The sequence below is a fragment of the Culturomica sp. genome (genome assembly GCF_003524185.1).
Lineage (GTDB): Bacteria > Bacteroidota > Bacteroidia > Bacteroidales > Marinifilaceae > Culturomica > Culturomica massiliensis.
Window position 1 is genome coordinate 73,216 of record NZ_DOED01000030.1, and the last position, 19,504, is coordinate 92,719.

The 19,504-nt window shown below is 41.4% G+C and carries 17 protein-coding genes; 2 read left to right on the forward strand and 15 right to left on the reverse strand.

Features of this window, described 5'->3' with window-relative positions; all coding sequences use genetic code 11:
• Nucleotides 1-10: 10 nt before the first annotated feature.
• Complete coding sequence (locus DD657_RS10130; RefSeq protein ID WP_287049790.1) at nt 11-373, forward strand: hypothetical protein; 363 nt, start codon at nt 11-13, stop codon at nt 371-373.
• On the opposite strand, the gene DD657_RS10135 is transcribed toward DD657_RS10130, so the two are convergent.
• From DD657_RS10135 to DD657_RS10145, 3 genes are all read right to left on the reverse strand, one after another.
• A complete protein-coding gene (locus DD657_RS10135) occupies nt 370-1,650 on the reverse strand; it encodes an outer membrane beta-barrel protein (RefSeq protein ID WP_287049791.1) in 1,281 nt (426 codons plus the stop codon). The two genes, DD657_RS10130 and DD657_RS10135, sit on opposite strands and share 4 nt — an antisense overlap.
• On the reverse strand, nt 1,647-2,177 hold the full coding sequence (locus DD657_RS10140) for an RNA polymerase sigma factor (protein ID WP_021988705.1): 531 nt from the start codon (nt 2,175-2,177) through the stop codon (nt 1,647-1,649). The genes DD657_RS10135 and DD657_RS10140 overlap by 4 nt, the downstream gene beginning before the upstream one ends.
• A 71-nt stretch (nt 2,178-2,248) precedes the next feature.
• Nucleotides 2,249-4,030 carry an aminopeptidase P family protein gene (locus tag DD657_RS10145; RefSeq protein ID WP_287049792.1) on the reverse strand — a complete coding sequence of 594 codons (1,782 nt, stop codon included), beginning with the start codon at nt 4,028-4,030 and terminating at the stop codon, nt 2,249-2,251.
• Nucleotides 4,031-4,683: 653 nt separating this feature from the next.
• On the opposite strand from DD657_RS10145, the gene DD657_RS10150 reads away from it, so the two are divergent.
• Nucleotides 4,684-5,100, forward strand: a complete 417-nt coding sequence (locus DD657_RS10150) for a helix-turn-helix domain-containing protein (protein WP_021988707.1) — start codon at nt 4,684-4,686, stop codon at nt 5,098-5,100.
• Here DD657_RS10150 and DD657_RS10155 read toward each other — a convergent pair whose 3' ends face one another.
• From DD657_RS10155 to gyrA, 12 genes are all read right to left on the reverse strand, one after another.
• On the reverse strand, nt 5,101-6,006 hold the full coding sequence (locus DD657_RS10155; RefSeq protein ID WP_021988708.1) for a dihydroorotate dehydrogenase: 906 nt from the start codon (nt 6,004-6,006) through the stop codon (nt 5,101-5,103).
• Nucleotides 5,994-6,755, reverse strand: coding sequence for a dihydroorotate dehydrogenase electron transfer subunit (locus tag DD657_RS10160; protein WP_287049793.1), 762 nt, complete (start codon nt 6,753-6,755; stop codon nt 5,994-5,996). Before DD657_RS10160 ends, DD657_RS10155 begins: the two co-directional genes overlap by 13 nt.
• Before the next feature lie 55 nt (nt 6,756-6,810).
• Nucleotides 6,811-9,570, reverse strand: coding sequence for an excinuclease ABC subunit UvrA (gene uvrA / locus DD657_RS10165; RefSeq protein WP_287049801.1), 2,760 nt, complete (start codon nt 9,568-9,570; stop codon nt 6,811-6,813).
• A gap of 170 nt (nt 9,571-9,740) precedes the next feature.
• Nucleotides 9,741-10,181, reverse strand: a complete 441-nt coding sequence (gene rplI / locus DD657_RS10170) for a 50S ribosomal protein L9 (RefSeq protein ID WP_021988711.1) — start codon at nt 10,179-10,181, stop codon at nt 9,741-9,743.
• A 19-nt stretch (nt 10,182-10,200) separates the two neighbouring features.
• Nucleotides 10,201-10,470 carry a 30S ribosomal protein S18 gene (gene rpsR / locus DD657_RS10175; RefSeq protein ID WP_009136073.1) on the reverse strand — a complete coding sequence of 90 codons (270 nt, stop codon included), beginning with the start codon at nt 10,468-10,470 and terminating at the stop codon, nt 10,201-10,203.
• A gap of 3 nt (nt 10,471-10,473) precedes the next feature.
• Nucleotides 10,474-10,821 carry a 30S ribosomal protein S6 gene (rpsF, locus tag DD657_RS10180; protein ID WP_202668897.1) on the reverse strand — a complete coding sequence of 116 codons (348 nt, stop codon included), beginning with the start codon at nt 10,819-10,821 and terminating at the stop codon, nt 10,474-10,476.
• A gap of 105 nt (nt 10,822-10,926) precedes the next feature.
• On the reverse strand, nt 10,927-11,946 hold the full coding sequence (mltG, locus tag DD657_RS10185) for an endolytic transglycosylase MltG (RefSeq protein ID WP_287049794.1): 1,020 nt from the start codon (nt 11,944-11,946) through the stop codon (nt 10,927-10,929).
• 6 nt (nt 11,947-11,952) lie between these two features.
• On the reverse strand, nt 11,953-12,999 hold the full coding sequence (locus DD657_RS10190; RefSeq protein WP_021988714.1) for a nucleoid-associated protein: 1,047 nt from the start codon (nt 12,997-12,999) through the stop codon (nt 11,953-11,955).
• 3 nt (nt 13,000-13,002) lie between these two features.
• Nucleotides 13,003-14,487 carry a DUF3078 domain-containing protein gene (locus tag DD657_RS10195; RefSeq protein ID WP_227462023.1) on the reverse strand — a complete coding sequence of 495 codons (1,485 nt, stop codon included), beginning with the start codon at nt 14,485-14,487 and terminating at the stop codon, nt 13,003-13,005.
• 104 nt (nt 14,488-14,591) lie between these two features.
• Nucleotides 14,592-15,413 carry an SDR family oxidoreductase gene (locus DD657_RS10200; RefSeq protein ID WP_287049795.1) on the reverse strand — a complete coding sequence of 274 codons (822 nt, stop codon included), beginning with the start codon at nt 15,411-15,413 and terminating at the stop codon, nt 14,592-14,594.
• Between the two features lie 197 nt (nt 15,414-15,610).
• Nucleotides 15,611-16,771 (reverse strand): tetratricopeptide repeat protein, encoded by a 1,161-nt coding sequence (locus tag DD657_RS10205; RefSeq protein WP_021988717.1) that lies wholly within the window; start codon nt 16,769-16,771, stop codon nt 15,611-15,613.
• Between the two features lie 59 nt (nt 16,772-16,830).
• The gene (gene gyrA, locus DD657_RS10210) at nt 16,831-19,335 is read right to left on the reverse strand and encodes a DNA gyrase subunit A (RefSeq protein ID WP_273132771.1); all 2,505 of its coding nucleotides are present in this window, start codon (nt 19,333-19,335) and stop codon (nt 16,831-16,833) included.
• Nucleotides 19,336-19,504 lie beyond the last annotated feature (169 nt).

The following is a 19,504-nucleotide window of genomic DNA, read 5'->3' on the forward strand; positions in this document are numbered from 1 at the left end:
AGATAATAAAATGAGCGACAACGGTTCAAATTCAGATTGGATATATCTGCTTTTAACATTAATTGCAGGAATTGCGAGTCTTTTCAAGGCTCAGAAAACCAAAAAACGACAAGTCGGGGACACCCCGGATTCCACGGAAACTCCGGACCCGTTTCTGGAAACGGAAGAAGAAGATGGCGAGTTGGTGCAGGCAACCGAATGGCCGGATTCCCGGATACAATCAAATTGCCTGACGGTAACCGATAAACAGGAGGAAAGCAATGGCCTGTTTAAAGAAGAGGTGTCTTTGGAAGAGGAAGAGACCGAAAGTTATGCTTTCGATCTTCGGCAAGCGATTATCAGCAATGAAATTCTCAATCGCAAATACGATTAAAAACTGATTCCGATACCTGTTGAAAAAGAGAACATATAGGGTTTAAAATCAATATCTTTGTTTTTGCTGATGGATTGTAAATAATACCGGAATCCCGGTTCTACCATAAATGTAATCCGGGGAAAAATCGGATATTCGACACCCAGCGCCCAATCCGTACTGATATTGAATGTCCGGATGTCTTCGGTCGTTCCTACATATTTCCGGTTATTCCCGTAATTCAGATAAGCTTTATTAGCTACGATAAAGCTTCCGCTGAATCCCCCCAATACACTTATTTTTAACTTGTTATTGTTCAATCGGTATTTTAAGGCCAATGGAATTTCAAGGGCTTCGAATACTTGTTCGATATTACCACCTCCGCTTGAAGAGAATGTAGTTGCGTAGTACACCGACGGTAATTTTTTAGTGGTTTTTATATTTCCCAAAAGTGAAGGAATGTTGCGCACCTGTCTCGGACCGGCGATGGCCGTCATGTTTAAATTATACACCGAAGTATTTTTCTCTCCTTCGGTTTTCTGACCTATTTTCGTATACATGATCCCCGTTTGGATACTAAGGCGTTTCCCTGTATTGACAGCTACTTTCAGTCCTCCGCTTAAATTGAACATACCCTGCATCTGGTTGCCGGAATATCGGTAGTTTCTGGCTGCTTTGTCGGGTGCTGTATAATTTCCGGAAGAATATCCGGGAGCAATGTATCCTCCCAATGATATACCCGGGGATTGTTTCATTTTTTCCGGTTTAGTTCCGGAGTCGGCTAGTAAAAGTTGTCTGTACAGTTTTTGCGTTTCGTAGGAATTTTTATTTACAAGTGGAATAAAATCCCTGCGAATGGCCGGTGTTTTTATTTCAGCTTCGGGGACTGGTGTTGAAAGTGTACGCTCTGCAAACAATTGTACGATTTCGAGCGGAGTCTCTGTTGTCTTTTTGGGAAGAAGTGTCTGCGGCAGATGTTCCGTCGGTAAAGGACGACGGGCAGACAGGCAGCTTACAAGCTCCCTGTTTTTATACTCCTTTTCTATGTAATCCTGTCCAAGTGCAGCGATTTCAGTATACGATACAACTTTTTCCAGCGGTTCTTTTTTTTGTATCAGCCAGGACAATCCCAGCAACAAGACAATCCCGGCAGCAGTACTATACCACCACACAACGGATTTTTTCTGTCTCCTTCTGGCATCCACTTCTTTCCGGATATTTTCCCACAAATAGGCAGGAGGTTCTACCGATTCTTCCCGGAATACCTTTCTCAATCTGTTGTCCATATTATTACTCATCGCTCTGCGTATTCTTTTATTCTTTTCTTTAAGATTTCTCTGGCTCTGGCTAAATTGGATTTTGAAGTTCCCTCTGAGATGCCGAGCATAGCTGCAATATCCTTGTGTTGTAATTCTTCTCCGACATACAGGCGAAAAACCAGTTTGTACCTTTCAGGCAACTCTTCTATAAAGCCAATCAATACGTTTTCGGGAATATAGGCCTCTTCGTCGTCGGTTTCCGTTTGTACGACATCGGGAATATCTTCTGTTAACTGAACGGACTGATTTTTCCGGTATTTTTCCAAAGCCGTATTGATAAAAATGCGCTTCATCCAGCCTTCAAAAGAGCCTTTTCCGGTATATTGTCCGATTGATTCGAATACCCGGATAAAGCCGTCCTGGAAATTATCTTCCGCTTCCGTCCGGCTTGGGGAGTAGCGGAGACATAGTGCAAACATGCGAGCAGAAAAAAGTTTGTAAAGCTGCTCTTCGGCTTTACGGTCTCTTTTCTTGCACTTTTCTACTATATCTTCCACTATACACATGACTCGTTGCTCAATAGATGCGCAGATTATAAAAAGGTTGCGTCATTCTTTGAGAATGACGCAATTTATTTTTAAATTTTTTGAGTTTTTATTTTCAGCCAATCTGCAATTTCCGGTTGAAGATGGGGCGACAACTTTTCATATACCGTATTGTGGTAAGCATTCAGCCATTTTTTTTCCTCCGCACTTAATAATTCAATTGACAATGCAGAAGTATCAAAATAACAAAGAGTTAATGTTTCAAACCCCAACCATTCCCCGAACTCATTCACGGCGATAGGATGGCATAAAATCATGTTTTCGTGGCGTATGCCATGTGAACCTTCCCGGTACATGCCCGGTTCGTCGGACGTAACCATTCCGGAAAGTATCGGCTGGTTACGCCAGGTTTGGCGGATGTCTTGAGGTCCTTCATGTACACAGAGGAAATGACCGATCCCGTGTCCCGTTCCATGTCCGTAATTTCTTAGATTATCCCATAAAGGCTGCCTGGCAACTATATCGATATTTGCGCCGGCTGTTCCTTTCGGGAATATACATCTTGCCAGGTTAATCATGCCTTTTAATACCAGTGTATAATCCTCTTTTTCCAAATCAGTCAGTTCTCCCAAAGGAATCGTACGGGTGATATCCGTTGTCCCATACCAATATTGGGCCCCCGAATCAACCAGATACAAGCCTTTGGTTTTCAGTACGGCATCCTGTCCGGGAACGGCAGAATAATGAGGTAAAGCCGCATTCATACCGTATGCGGAAATGGTATGAAAACTATCTGAAATATAATCGGGACATTCCTGACGGAATGCGGTCAGTTTTTCCGCCACCTCGGTTTCTGTCAATTCCTGTTTCTTTAAACTGTCTTCCAGCCAATAGAAAAAGCGGGTCATGGCGATACCGTCCTGTATGCAAGCTTTTCTGAATCCTTCTGATTCCGTCGTATTTTTTATTGATTTCCACAATACGACAGGCGATTTGCTTTCAATCAACCGGCAAACCGATTTGACTTTATTGTATACGGCATAATTCAATGTGTCCGTATCCAGACAAAAAACCGCATCCGTTTTTTTCAATTCGTCCAGAAATAAAAATAAATGATGATAATCCCGTATCTCGATTCCGTTTGCCGCCAATTCTTTGGATATTTCGGCCGAAACTTTCCGGTTTTTTACAAACAGCCAGGATTTTTCCCGGCCGACAACAGCATAACTGATCACCACCGGATTATACGAAACATCCCGGCCTCTTATATTATAGAGCCATGCAATTTCATCCAGGCAACTGAACAGGGCATAATCGGCTTGCTTTTCCTGTAAATATTCCCGGACAGAATTTATTTTTTCCCGGGCCGGCTTACCGGTAAATTCCGTTTTTAACAAAAACAAGGGAGCCTCCGGTAGCCCCGGACGATCCAGCCAGATTTCCCCCAGCAGGTCTGTTTTATCAATCACCCGGATTTTTTTCGCCGTAAAATAAGATTCCAGGCTTTTTATATCATTTACGGGCATACAAAATCCATCGATACCGACACGGGCTTCCGCCGGCAGGACGGATGCCAGCCATTCCGGATAGTCAACGGCGTCGGGTACTCTGAGTTTGTGCATGTTTATACCGCTTCCGGCCAATTCTTTTTCTGCCTGAATAAAATAACGGGTATCCGTCCATAACCCGGCTTCTTTTAAGGTGACTACAACGGTTCCATACGACCCCGTAAATCCGGATATCCATTTTCGTTGTTGCCATGCTTCCGGTAAATATTCACTATTGTGCGGATCCGTGCCGGATATAATATAGGCATCCAAAGATTCTCGCTCCATTATTTTTCTTAAAGCTGTGAGTTTTTCAGGTATAGTCATTTTTTATATGTTTTAATTTTTTCAAATGTAATAAGAATAAGCTCAATTTGCAAAAAAGAGGATTGTTTACAAATGTAATGTAGTATGCCGGTGTTTTTGGGTCCCATTTGAATGTTACATATGTAATGTTATATTCTCTGAAATATAAATTTTACAAAAGTAACGCCTTGTTGGGGACTAGATTTTTCCGATCTGAATATATTAGATATAATATACTTTAAACCAGTATTTTAAATATAAATATATCATGTATATATTTAATATTTTAAAGCCGAATAAGATATTTAAAGCCCATTTTGATTATAAATCGGTCTTATAAAATTAAAAAATTGTTTGATAATCAGTTGTTTAATGTATTTATATATAGTTTTTATTTAATATATTTTCTTTTAAAACAGAAGATTGTTTGATTGTAACATACTATATATCAGCTATTCATACAATGCAATATCTGTAATTCAGTTTCAATATACTGAAAATGAAATAAATAGGGTAGAGATAGGAGGGTTAATATGAGTATAAATTACATATGTAAACTTCATTAATTACAAATGTAATTTGGTAGATTTGAGGTTAATTATTACATTTGTAAAAGGAAACGGATGATTTTGTTATAACGATAAAATGACTTGTGTCATGTAAATTTCGGGAAAATGAAAGACAGGTTGAATGAGATTATTGAAAAAAAAGGACTGACGGCAACGAAATTTGCCAATATGATAGATGTAAATCCTTCTGCCATCTCTCATTTACTGAAGGGACGCAATAAGCCCGGCTATGATGTGCTGGTAAATATAGCCAAGGCGTTTCCGGATATCAGTATGGATTGGCTGCTTACCGGGAAAGGCGGAATTTATAATCATCCGGCGACAGCCCCGTCTGTAGATATACAAGAAAAAACCGTTTTACAAACGCCTAAAGAACCGGAACACGCGTCCGCAGAAAAAGAAATAGCTGCAATCCCGGGTGAAATTGCAGCTACGATCCCTTTATTGACAAACAAGAAAGCATTAAAGCGAATTATCCTGTTTTTCAGCGATGGAAGTTTTGAAGATTACCAAAAGGACTGACTAAATCAATCCTATAATTTCCCGTACACTTTTAAAATGGTTTTGTTCCAGGTAATCGTTAATTCCGTTAATGATTTTTACGGTGACAGCCGGATCAATAAAATTAGCCGTACCTATTTGAACGGCCGAGGCGCCGGCGAGCAAAAATTCGATAGCATCTTCAGCAGTCATGATGCCTCCCAGACCTACAACCGGAATTTTTACGGCCTTTGCCACCTGCCACACCATTCTCAAGGCTACCGGTTTAACACAAGGTCCGCTTAATCCTCCGGTAACAGTACTCAAAACCGGTCGTCTGTTACGAATATCTACGGCCATTCCCAGCAGTGTATTGATCAGGGAGACAGAATCAGCTCCTTCGGCTTCTGCCGTCAATGCGATTTCCTGAATATCGGTGACATTGGGAGATAATTTCACCATCAGATGTTTTCCGTATACTTTCCTGACGGCTTTTACGACTTCTGCCACAGAAGAGCAACGGGTACCGAAAGCCATTCCACCTTCCTTTACATTCGGGCAGGAGATATTCAGTTCGATCCCCGGAATATTATCCAGGTCGTTTATTTTCTCTGCGGTCGCGACATAATCGGATACAGTAGACCCTGAAACATTTACCAGTATATGTGTTTTTATATCTTTTATTCCGGGATAGATATGCTCTGCAAAATAATCTACGCCTTTGTTTTGCAGTCCGACTGCATTCAACATGCCCGAAGGCGTTTCCGCCATTCGGGGATAAGGATTACCTTCCCGGGGATGCAGGGTCGTACCTTTTACAATAAAGCCTCCGAGTGCCGATAAGTCTATAAAATCCTGAAATTCGGTACCGTATCCGAATGTACCGGAAGCTGTTAATACCGGGTTCTTTAACTCCAGTTCCTTCAAGGAAATATTTAAATCTGCCATTTCAAATCGTTTATATTAAATACAGGTCCTTCCGTACACACACATTTATGTCCCTCTGTCGTATCCGTAACACAACACAGGCACGCTCCGATACCGCAAGCCATCATATTTTCCAGTGATACTTCACAATCAATATTATTAGTATAAGCATAACGTGCAACAGCTTTCATCATCGGGTCCGGACCGCAACAAAAAATATGATCGAAATGTTCTTTCAATAAAGAATGCCCGGTCGGATAGCCTTTTTCTCCGTAAGTGCCGTCCTCTGTCGTATAATGCAGGTGGGAGAATTTTCCGAAAACGTCCTTCAATATAATATCCTTTTCCGACCGGACTCCGATAAGCAAATCCGGGACAATTCCCCGTTTATTCAATTCTTTTGATAAATACAGCAAAGGGGCGATACCGACACCGCCTCCGATGAGCAGGCAGCGTCCGGATTCGGGAAGAGTAAAGCTGTTTCCCAATGGTAGTATAATGTTCAACTTTTCATTTTTCTGCAATTCCGATAACCTCGCAGTTCCGTGTCCGGCAATTTTAATCAATAAATACAATAATCCTTTTTGAGGATCAGCGTCATAAATAGAAACCGGCCGGCGTAAAAAAGTAGAGGAGGAGCCTTCTACCTTTATATTTACAAATTGTCCCGGCTTGATTTCCGGTAATTCTTCGGAATGTACAGTCAGCAAAAACATATCCCGATTTAATTTCCGGTTTTCTAAAACTTCAAAATCAATAATCTTTTTCATGTAAGCTTAAAAGTTGCACGGTTTATTTTCTTGTATCCATTTCTTATCAAAAGCGTTATAACTTTTCTTTCAAATATTTTCCGGTATAGGAATCGGGGCATTTTATCAGGTCCTCCGGTGTACCGGTAAACACAACCCGTCCGCCTTCATTACCGCCTTCCGGTCCTAAATCGATGATGTGATCTGCACATTTGATGACATCCATGTTGTGTTCGATGATCAATACGGTATGTCCCCGGACAATCAAAGCGTTCAGGGATTCCATCAATTTATGTATATCATGAAAATGCAAACCGGTTGTCGGTTCATCGAAGACAAAAAGAGTCGGCTCTGCATTTTCACGACTCAGGTGATAGGCTAATTTGACCCGTTGACTTTCTCCGCCGCTCAATGTACTGGAAGATTGGCCTAATTTTACATATCCCAGTCCGACATCGGCTAATTTCTGCAATTTATCGACGACATTACGCTCACTGTATCCGGCGTCTTCTGCAAAAAAATCAATGGCTTGGTTTACAGTCATCTCCAATATGTCGTAAATACTTTTCTCCCGGTACTTGACTTCCAGTACTTCATTTTTAAAGCGTTTGCCCTTGCAATGTTCACATTGCAGATAAACGTCGGCCATAAACTGCATTTCGACCTTGATAATTCCTTCTCCCTGACATTCTTCACAGCGGCCGCCCGGTACATTGAAAGAAAAGTGGGAGGGTTTGAATCCCTGTATCTTAGCCAGTTTTACTTCCGAGAATATCTTGCGGATATCGTCCCAGGCTTTGAGATAGGTGACCGGATTGGAGCGTGTGGATTTCCCGATCGGATTCTGATCGATAAATTCCACACCGTTTATGGCTTTTACATCTCCCAGCAACTTATCAAAACTTCCGGTACGGTCGGAATAATCTCCGTAATACTTTTTAAGTGCAGGGACGACTATCGTTTTAATTAAAGTACTTTTCCCGGAACCGCTCACACCGGTCACGGCTGTCATAATACCCAGCGGGATATCGACTGAAATGTTTTTCAGGTTGTTTTCCGTAGCTCCCGTTATCGTTATTTTTTTAGTAAAATTTCTCCGGTGGTCGGGTACACTGATATTTTTTTTCCCAAACATATATGCGGCTGTCAGCGTATCGGCTTTTTCCAGTTTTTCCATATTTCCCTGAAAGACGACCTCTCCGCCCAATCTTCCGGCCAAAGGTCCGATATCGATTACTTCATCGGCCGCCCGGATAATGTCTTCGTCATGTTCGACGACGACAACCGTATTTCCCAGATCCCTCAATTTTTTCAAGACCTTTATCAACTGGTCGGTATCCCGTGAATGTAATCCGATACTGGGTTCGTCCAGGATATAGAGCGAACCGACCAATGAAGAGCCCAAAGACGTAGCTAAATTTATGCGTTGCGATTCACCTCCGGATAGAGAGGAGGAAAGGCGGTTGAGGGTCAGATATCCCAAGCCCACTTCCAATAGAAATTCCAGCCGGCTGCGTATGTCGGGCAGGATTCGTTCAGCCACTTTGTGCTGATAGGGATCCAATTCCAGCCGGTCGAAGAAATCTTTCAATTCGGCAATCGGCATCTCCACTAATTCTGCTATGGATTTACCTCCGATTTTGACGTAAGAAACTTCCGGCTTTAAGCGGGTCCCATGACAATCGGGGCAAATAGTTTTTCCGGTATACCTGGCAATCATTACCCGGTTTTGGATTTTATATTTTTTGGATTCCAGATGTTCGAAGAAATCATAGATACCTTTAAAATAACGGCATCCCTGCCACAGCAACCGTTTTTCTTCGGCAGTCAGTTCGTAATAGGGGGTATGCACCGGGAAATTCACGTGATGAGCTGCACTGATCACCTGCCGTTTCCATTCACTCATAACTTCTCCCCGCCAGCACATGACGGCGTCTTCGTACAGACTCAAAGACTTATTCGGGACGACCAGGTCTTCGTCAATACCCAATACCCGGCCGTATCCTTCACATTTCGGACATGCACCGATAGGAGAGTTGAAACTGAACATATTTACGGAAGGTACCTGAAAACTGATACCGTCTGCTTCAAAGCGATTTGAAAAAGGATGCCGGACACCGTCTATTTCAATAAAACATTCTCCATTTCCCTCATACAAAGCTGTTTCTATTGATTCGGATATACGGGAAACGGTATCTTTTTCCCGGTTGACGGAAATCCGGTCGACCACCAGAAAACAGTTTTCCTGATCCGGTAAGGGGCGGGCATCATGTATTACATCTTCGATTCGCAGAAACCCGTCGCCGTATTTCAATCTCACAAATCCCTGGCTTAACAGGAGAGATATCCCTTCGGGTTCGTCGAGCTTATCGGGTTTTGCCAGGATAACGGCATTTTTCCCTTCATGTTCCAGTACATAGCGGCAGATGCTGTCTACCGTATCACGTTTAACTTCATTGCCGGATACAGGAGAATAGGTACGTCCGGCACGGGCATACAACAATTTTATATAATCGTATATTTCCGTAGAAGTTCCGACGGTAGAACGGGGATTAGAGGTATTGACCTTTTGCTCGATGGCTACGGCAGGCGGAATACCCTTTATATAGTCGCATTCCGGCTTATTCAATCTCCCCAGGAATTGACGGGCATATGCCGACAAACTCTCCACATATCTTCGCTGTCCTTCTGCATACAGGGTATCGAAGGCCAGAGATGATTTTCCGCTTCCTGACACTCCGGTAATCACGATGAATTTTCCCAGTTCTATTTTCAGGTCTATATTCTTCAGATTGTGTACCCGGATGCCTTTCAGTTCTATGTATTGCTTTCCCATTTTACGTCCTCTACCTTTCAACTTTTAATTTTTGGAATACTGCCTTTGTTGCAGTAAACGTACAAAGATAGTGAAAATAATAGCAAATAAAAAGCACCCCGCGTAAGGGTGCTTTTCGTGTTTGGATATGTTTGGAAATACGTTTAAGTCTTGTTAATGACTCATTTTAATTATTCGGAAACCACGTCGAATTCCACATTTACTTTCACATCTCTGTGAAGTTTTATCGTTGCAGAATAAGTTCCCACTTCTTTGATTTCTTTCAGCATGATTTTCTTACGATCGATATCATACCCTTGTGCCTGTAAAGCTTCAGAGATCATGATATTATTCACGGATCCGAAAATTTTGCCGGTACTGCTTGTTTTTGCACCGATCGTCAGTTTCAACGCTTCGAGTTTAGCAGCCAGTTCCTGAGCTTCCGCTCTTAATTTAGCTTCTTTGTGTGCTCTTTGCTTGGTATTTTCTGCTACAACTTTTTTAGCCGATTCGGTGGCAAGGATAGCATATCCCTGGGGGATAAGGTAGTTACGACCATAACCCGGTTTTACGTTGATTACGTCGTCCTTATGACCTAAGTTTGCTATATCTGTCAATAATATAATTTGCATTTTGTCCTCCTTCCTTAAATTATTTCATCAAATCGGTTACATAAGGCAATAAAGCAAGATGTCTGGCTCTTTTTACTGCTGTAGCCACTTTTCTCTGATATTTCAGAGAAGTTCCGGTAATTCTTCTCGGAAGGATTTTACCTTGTTCATTCAAGAATTTCTTTAAGAATTCAGGATCCTTGTAATCGATAAATTTAATTCTGCTCTTTAAAAAACGGCAGTATTTTTTCTTTTTGACTTCTACTGAAGGCGGGGTCAAATATCTGATTTCACTTTCGTTCTGTGCCATGGCTTATTTCTCCTCTCTTTTTTCTTGGTTTTTACTTCTTCTCTTTAAAGCATACTCATATGCATACTTGTCTAATCTGAAGGTCAGGAAACGGATTACACGTTCGTCACGGCGATAAGCTGTTTCCAACTTGTCTACCAATGAGCCTTCTGCTTCAAATTGGAGTAAGTGATAAAATCCGGTCGTTTTTTTCTGGATCGGATAAGCCAGCTTGCGAAGGCCCCATGCCTCCTCATGTTCAATGGAACCGCCATTTTCCGTAATGGCATTCTTGAACTTTTCTACCGCTTCCTTTATCTGTATTTCAGATAAAACGGGAGTTGTAATGAAAACGGTCTCGTAATGATTCAACATAATTAATTGATTATTAGTATAAAAATAATTTGTCGGCGCAAAGATACTATTTTTATATGAAATGCAAAAACAAAGGGCTTTTAAATTAGATTATAAATGTTATCAGTATATCTTTCTCTGATTGAGAGCCCTGTGATATTGCTTCGCATATATATTATGCTGATGAAGGGTTTTCGAAAAATAATGTCCTCCGGAAAAATCACTTTTCGCACAAAAGTAGAGGTAATCGTGTTTCTTGTAATGCAGTACGGCATCGATAACATTGACCGATGCCATTCGGATCGGTCCCGGAGGTAACCCCTGGTTCTTATACGTATTGTAAGGAGATTCGATTTCCATATGCTTGTTCAGAATCCGTTTCAGGGTGAAATCTCCCAAAGCAAATTTAAGGGTAGGACAAGCAGACAGCGGAATATTTTTATTCAATCGGTTGATGTAAACCCCTGCGATGACGGGGTATTCTTCCGGACGAACCGTCTCTTCTTCAATAATTGAAGCCAATGTTATAACTTCCATGGGGGACAGGCCTGCTTTTTTTGCTTCGGCCAATCGGGTATCGTTCCAGAATTTCCGGTATTCCTCCGCCATTTTGCGGATCAGTTTTTCGGGTTTTGTATTCCAGTACACCTGATACGTGTTGGGAATAAACATACCGATGAATGTTTCCGGAGTAAATCCTAATTCCCTTTGTAAATCGGGACGTCGGGCTGTTTCCAGAAATTCCAGGGAATCGATTTCCAATTGACGTGAAACGACTCCAGCCAGCTGTTCCAGGGTACGGAGGTTGTTAAATGTAAAATGAACTGCTTCCTGATTTCCGGAACGTAACAGATTAACCAGGGTATTATTGTTCATACCGTCTTTGAGCCGGTATCGCCCTGATTTTACCATTTCCGGGTATTTTTTCAGCTGGGAAACAAGGCGAAGCGTGTAACTGTTTTTTATATACCCGTTATTCTGCAAATTTTCCATTACATTTTCAAAAGAATCATCTTCCCGGATATAAAACACGCCTTCATCATCGACCTGTGTGTTGGGATAGCATACAAAATAGTATCCCAGGCCACCGGCAACGGCAGCAATCAACAATAAGGCGATCCCTGTTCTGGCAATGATTTTCATAATTGTTTACTCTTCGTCCCGGAAATAAAGCTTATAGTAGTTCATATCCCGGGCCGTATCGTATCCTTTTTCGATATATTTACGTTGTCCGTGTATATACACGTGGAAATTTTTATCCAATTTCAGTACATGTCTGAAATACTTTTTCTCGTCTTTAACGGCAAAATCCGAGACGGGGAAGGTGTTGCTTAACGGAAGTTCCTTTTCTTCTTCATATTGTTTTTTAAAATTCTCGAAAGCATTGATAACTTCTGGCTCCCGGACTACTTCCTCTTTAAAGCGGTCTTCAGAGAAAACTTCCGCTTCCTTGAAAAAATTCAGGGAACGGTTCAGCATGTCGATCTGATCGGCCCGGGGCACGTCGTTTTCTTTATTGTATATATCTTTGACAAAATCTTTGCACAGATTCAGATAGTTGGCTGTCTGAAAATAGCTGTCGTTTGTAGGTTGTAAACCCAGAAAATCTGTCGTCCAGTAAATCGCTTCCTTGGTATTTGTCTTATCCAGTATCGACACTTTATATCCGCTTTCGGCATGTGTATTGAAAATAATGCAAGCCTTGTCCAGCTTACGGATATTGATTCCGGATTCACTTTCCAACTGATATGTATTTTGATTCATGACAATCTTGAGAAAAGTGTCTTTCGTTTCCGATTTAAATATACCGATGGCATCACAAACGCCTTCTTCTATGTTACAATTCCGGAAGTGAACGACATACAATTCGCCCGCTTTGATATTGGGATTGTTTGATTGTTCGAACAGATGCTGGGCCATAAATACCGATTGTACATAAAAAGATGCTTCGTTATTGAATATGTCGGTAACTGCCCCGTAAACCGGATTATTCATCAATTCGTCCTCATAGGGAAGAAAATTGTAAAAAGCATCCTTTTTAAAGGGAGAGAGGAAATAATTTTTCAGTAATCCCACGACATCCGGATCATCCGGTAAAAAACATTTATCCGAAACCGTCAACTCGCCGCCATCGTACTTGTTCCCAATGTTGTGGATTACAATATTGGAGATTTCACAATTTTCAAAATTTATCATATCTCAGAATCTAAAATTAACGCCTAAGTTCAAATTCTCTTTAAATTGCAGTTTCTTCGAATAGTTTTCGTCGTATACGACATTTGTATATACCGAAGCCCGCATAAAATAGTTTATCTTAAAATCAAGCTGAACCTGCCAATTACCGGTGAAACTCTGTTGCGAATTATAGTAACTGCTGAACATAATCAGTTCGTTACGTACATCGATAAATTTGAATAATGAAAATTTATTCCGGAGCTCGACACGGGCACCGGCATCTCCCTTGGATTTTTTACCGGCATCTACACCGTAACGTCCCGGGTCGATACCCACAGTGTCCCTTAAATAAGTCCATTTTCCGGCAATAGGGGACAGATACAGGGAAAAATTATCATTCGGCTTGTAGTCCATACCGACGGATAAAGTAAAATAACCCGGAGTCATGAAATTTCCGATTTTTTTCTTTTCGTTTTCACCCGAATATTCATAAGAATTGAAAACAGTAGTCAGGATATTCAACTGGGCCGTATAATACCAATGTTTAAAAGCTTTTTGACCGACTTTCGAATTCAATTCCAGTTTTTCTTCATTTTTCCTTATATTCTGATCTCCGCTTTTAAGGAATCCCAAACGGTAATGCAGAAAGTTTTCCCAACTGGTTTTATTCTTATTGTAGTTGATGAAATAACGCAGATTACTCAAAACAGAGAGGGAATTTTCACCGCCGCCGGACCAGTTTGCCACATAACCTTGTCCCATAGCCATTTCTACTTCCGAATAATAAGTCCAGTGACGTCGGTGGAGTTCGCCCGGAGTAAGAGCCTGAAGATGGTAATAAGAAGCCGCCAGGCGGTTTGAAATTTTTTTGGCACGGGCCTTTTTCAAATCCATTTTAGAGCGATATACATCGTCATCTACATAAAAACGGATTGTATTTCCCGGAGGAGCAACCTGTATCCACGTCCCGATTGAATCACCCAGTTTATTTACCGCCCAAAACCGATGGTATTCTTTACGACCGTTGTTGATCCAGAATTTCAAAGTGCTGTCAGTCGTATTACTGATTTCAATCATAACGGAATCCCGGCTGATTTTTTTCAGCCATATATAATTTGAATCAAGCTGAATGTAAGAAGCCAGTGTTCTCAAATCCGAATCAAACGTATAGCGGACGGTGTCGGAAGCGTACCGGATACTGTCTATGACCAGGCGGGCATTGACCGTATTCAATGCTTCCTCATTTTTACAGGTCGTACTGACATAATCCCGGATGTAATTCACCATATTTTTCAAGGTATCGTTCTGGGCATAACGCATCAGGACATCCAGGGCATTATTCAGATCAGAGTCCCGGTGCTTTTCCTTTTTCAGATTTTGAATGGCATAACGGATTGCCGGATTCTCAATATGGTTGTTTTTCAAGTTTTTCTTTAAAAATGACAAATTTGCAGGGAAAGCCAATTGTCCGGATTCTAAAGGCTGTACATCCAGATTTCTGATTTCCATGATCTCCGGATATAAAAGCTGTCCGAAAGACGAATTAAAACTCATCAATAAAGCACACAAAATCAATACAATACGACACATACTTTCAACTAAAATGCAGGTATTTATTTAAAAGGGGAATCCGGTTCTTTAGCCATATGGGCATAGGTAAGCTTTTCTACGAATCGGGGCCACCATTTACTTAAAAAGACCGTCAGTTTTCCTTCGATAAAAGTCATTATAATTTCTCTTTTCCGTTTCTGGATACCTTTAATAATGATCGAGGCACACCGTTCTGCCGTCATCATATTACTTTCATTACGAGGACTTTCTCCTTGTTGGCGCCCTTCGCTGTTCAAAGCCGTTTTGCGAATATTCGAGGCCGTAAAGCCCGGAGCTGCCACCAGGACATGCAATCCCTTTTTCCGGTTTTCTACCCGTACTGTATTCAGGAAACCCCGTACCGCAAATTTACTGGCAGCATAACCCGTTCTGCCGGGCAGACCGATATATCCGGCAATCGAAATAACCCCGACTAAACTGCCTTTTGTTTGCAAAAGGTAGGGAAGTGCGTATTTACTGCAATATACCGTTCCCCAGAAATTGACATCCATGACTTTGCGAAGCACGTTTGTATCCAGGTCTTCCAATAAAGCACGCATAGAGATACCGGCATTATTAATCAATATATCGATTCGCCCGAAATAGCGGAATGTCTGTTCCATCAATTCCTTACAGGCCAATTCCTTTGTGACATCCGTACGGATCGATAATACATCGGCACCTTGTGCTTTCAATTCTTTTTCAATAACCAATAAGTCTTCCAGACTTCTGGAAGCCAAAGCAATTTTTGCACCTTGACGCGCCAATTCATAAACCAAAGCTTTGCCGATGCCAGAAGAGGCTCCTGTGACAACTGCAACTTTATCTTTCAGGGAATTCCGCATATCTCAAATATTTAAGCCAATCTTTTAAACTCCACAAATATAATAATTTCTAAAGGCTGAAAGACTATTTTTTTATAAAGTTTTATGATATTTGTCCGGAAGGAAGAAGTTTTTATTTGTCCTATAATTTATATTATGTAAAATATGAATCCCAAAAAATAAAGGGGAGAAGTTCCCCTTTATCATTCCGTAACGAATTATTTTTCCAATTCAGCTTTCACTTCCTCGTATTTTTGCATATAACCCGGATCGTTATTTCTCAGTTTGAAATACAATTCTTTTAAGGTAGTCAGTGTATTTCTTTCCGTCGGATTCAGTTCCCGTGCTTTTTCGAAATACGGAATTACGGCTGTATAACCGGCATATACCTGTTCCATACCTTTGTTATATTCGTCAGCATCTACGATGTCGTTTACTTTTTTGTGCAGTTCGATGACTTCTGTCAATTTGAGGTTTCCCAGATTGTATTGTGCAGCAAAATCTTTCGGATCTACAGAAAGGGCTTTTTCATACATAGCCATTGCTTTTTCCGGCTCTTTCATTTTCTCATACAACGTTCCTTTGGCTCTGTAGAAAGAAGCGTTATTCGGGTCTTGCTTGATGGCAGCATCCAGATATACTTCTGCTTTTTCCGGTTCACCGCCCAACAGGTAGTAATTGATCAATTCTACCAGCATATAAGCATCGTTCGGGAATAATTCATAGCCTTTGTGAAGGTATTCAACAGCTTCTTCTTCTTTCCCTTGTTCTTTCAATACGTTGGCCAGCATAGCGTAAGTACGGGCCGGTTCATAATTGTGTTTCAGGGATTCCTTATAAAATTTTTCAGCTTCGGCAAATTCTCCGGCTCTTTGAGCAGCCACACCGGCATTGAAGATAATAGCAGTATCTACAGCCGTAGAATTGACTATCGGAGATTTTTCGATTTCCAGTACTCTCTTGAATGCTCCCAAAGCACCTTTGAAGTTTTCTGAGTTATAATACTCGATAGCCTTGTTAGTATAATCCGCAATTAAATTTTCGTATTGGGTTTTCAGCTTTTTGTTAAATTTACCCTTTTCATCCAGTTGAATGGTTTTCTGAAAAGCTTCCCAGGCAACATCCAATGCATTCGGGTCCAGTTTACGATAATCATTTAGCGGACTCTCAAAAATCGCCTGATAAATCTGACCTTTTGTAAAATGAGATTTAGCGTCATTTACGCAGTTTTCGTGTGTAATGGCTTCATCAATCAGCTTTTTGGCTTCATCCAGCTTTCCGGACGTAAAATAACTTGTAGCCTGGGCTACTTTTCCTTTCTGTGCATAAGTAAAACCTGCACAGAAAAGTAAAATTACAATAAAAGTTAATTTTCTCATACGTAGGTGTTATTTAATTTATGTTTCAGTTTCACGTTTCAAACGCGCATTTTGTTTCATTATTCATTCGAAGTATCTGCTTCCGGTGCATTCTCTTCATTGTCCATATTCTCATCTTCTTTGGATGCCGACACTTTGGCCACGGCAGCAATGGCATCATCGCTCCGCAGGTTTATCAGTTTTACACCCTGTGTATTCCGTCCCATAACTCTCAGTGAAGCGACTTCCATACGAATCGTCAATCCGGATTTTGTGATAATCATCAGATTGTCTTCATCCGTAACATCTAATAAAGCGATCAGATTTCCGGTCTTCTCCGTCAGATTTATCGTTTTGACTCCCTGGCCGCCCCGGTTTGTAATACGATAATCGCTGATAGCCGAGCGTTTACCGAAACCATTTTCAGAAACGACCAATATATCCGCTTTATCCGGTTCGACACATATCATTCCGATTACTTCATCCTCTTCGCTTTTCAGTTTGATTGCCTTTACGCCTGCTGCAATACGTCCCATCGGACGAACTTTAATTTCAGGGAAGCGGATTGCCTTACCGGATTTTACGGCCAGCATAATATCGTTATCTCCATTGGTCAGTTTGGCCTCCAGTAATTGATCGCCTTCTTTGATCGTAATGGCATTCACCCCGTTTTGGCGCGGACGCGAATAGGCTTCCAGAGTTGTCTTTTTGATGATGCCTTTTTTGGAACACAAAACAATATAGTTGCTGTTTATATAATCGGTATCTTTTAAGTCAAGCAGATTGATATATGCCTTAACTTTATCATCCGGTTCTATATTCAGCAAATTCTGTATGGCGCGTCCTTTGGACTGTTTTGTACCCTCCGGAATTTCGTATACTTTCAACCAGAAACACCGGCCTTTTTCCGTAAAGAACAACATGGTATTGTGCATTGTTGCCATGATCAGGTGTTCCAGGAAGTCTTCATCCCGGGTAGCCGATCCTTTCGACCCTACCCCTCCTCTATTCTGTACTTTGTATTCACTCAGAGGAGTGCGTTTTATGTAACCCATATGTGAAATGGTAATGACGACTTCGTCATCGGCATAGAAATCTTCCGGATTGAATTCTTCCGAAGCGTATACGATATCGGTACGTCTTTCATCTCCGTATAGCTCTTTCATTTCCAGCAATTCGCTCTTGACAATACGCATACGTAATTCCAGACTGTCCAGAATTTCACGCAAATGTGCAATCAATTTCTCGATTTCCTCGTATTCGGCGCGTAATTTATCCTGTTCCAGACCGGTAAGCTGACGCAAGCGCATATCGACGATGGCAGCAGCCTGAACATCTGACAGACTGAAACGATCGATCAATGTATTACGTGCTTCTTCCGGCGTTTTAGAGCCCCGGATGATCCGGATAACTTCGTCGATATTGTCGCAGGCAATAATTAAACCTTCCAATATGTGGGCTCTCTTTTCAGCCTGTCTCAATTCGAATTCCGTACGACGGGTCACCACCTCATGACGATGTTCCACAAAATAGTGAATCAAATCTTTGATGTTGAGTAGTTTTGGGCGACCGTGCACCAGTACGACATTGTTAACCCCGAAAGACGTCTGTAAAGCGGTATGTTTTAGTAAGGTATTCAATACCACGTTGGAAATGGCATCTTTTTTTACATCGATCACGATCCGCATACCGTTCCGGTCGGACTCATCGTTGACATTGGAAATTCCCTCGATTTTCTTTTCATTGATCAATTCGGCGATGCGCATGATCAACTCCATTTTATTTACCTGATAAGGAATCTCATGTACAATGATTTTCTCTCTTCCGTTCGGAGTCACTTCTACGGAAGTTTTAGCCCGCACAATAATGCGTCCTCTCCCCGTCCGGTAAGATTCTTTGACACCGTTGTATCCGTATATCGTACCTCCCGTCGGAAAATCCGGAGCCTTGATGATTTTGATCAAATCTTCAATGTCGATATCCTCATTATCGATATAGGCACATATCGCATCTACAACGTCATTGAGGTTGTGAGGTGCCATATTCGTTGCCATACCGACAGCAATACCTGAAGCTCCGTTCACCAGTAAATTCGGAATTTTAGACGGAAGTACGGTCGGCTCCTTTAAAGATTCATCGAAGTTAGGAACCATATCCACCGTATCTTTATCCAAATCGGCCAGCATCTCTTCTGCAATTTTCTCCATACGGGCTTCCGTGTAACGCATGGCAGCAGGACTGTCTCCGTCAACGGAGCCGAAGTTACCCTGACCGTCGACCAAAGGATAACGCAAAGACCAGGGTTGTGCCATACGCACCATGGTCATATATACAGAACTGTCTCCGTGAGGATGGAACTTTCCCATTACCTCTCCGACGATTCTGGCTGATTTCTTATAAGGCTTATTAGAATTGACTCCCAGTTCATTCATACCGAATAACACCCTCCGATGTACCGGTTTCATTCCGTCCCTTACGTCCGGCAATGCTCGTGAAACAATGACCGACATTGAATAATCAATGTAGGACGATTTCATTTCCTCTTCAATGTTAATCTTAATGATTTTTTCTCCGCCGTTTTCCATCTACTAATTATATTATTAACTTGTTTAAATCCAAATATTTACACAAACGCTGCACTCCCACCCGTGAAAACCTCACAAATGTAATAAATTCAACCGAATTTTAAGACATAAACGAATGAAAGTTTTAATATTCCTACTTGCTCCGGACGTGTAAATCCTACGAGAAAGG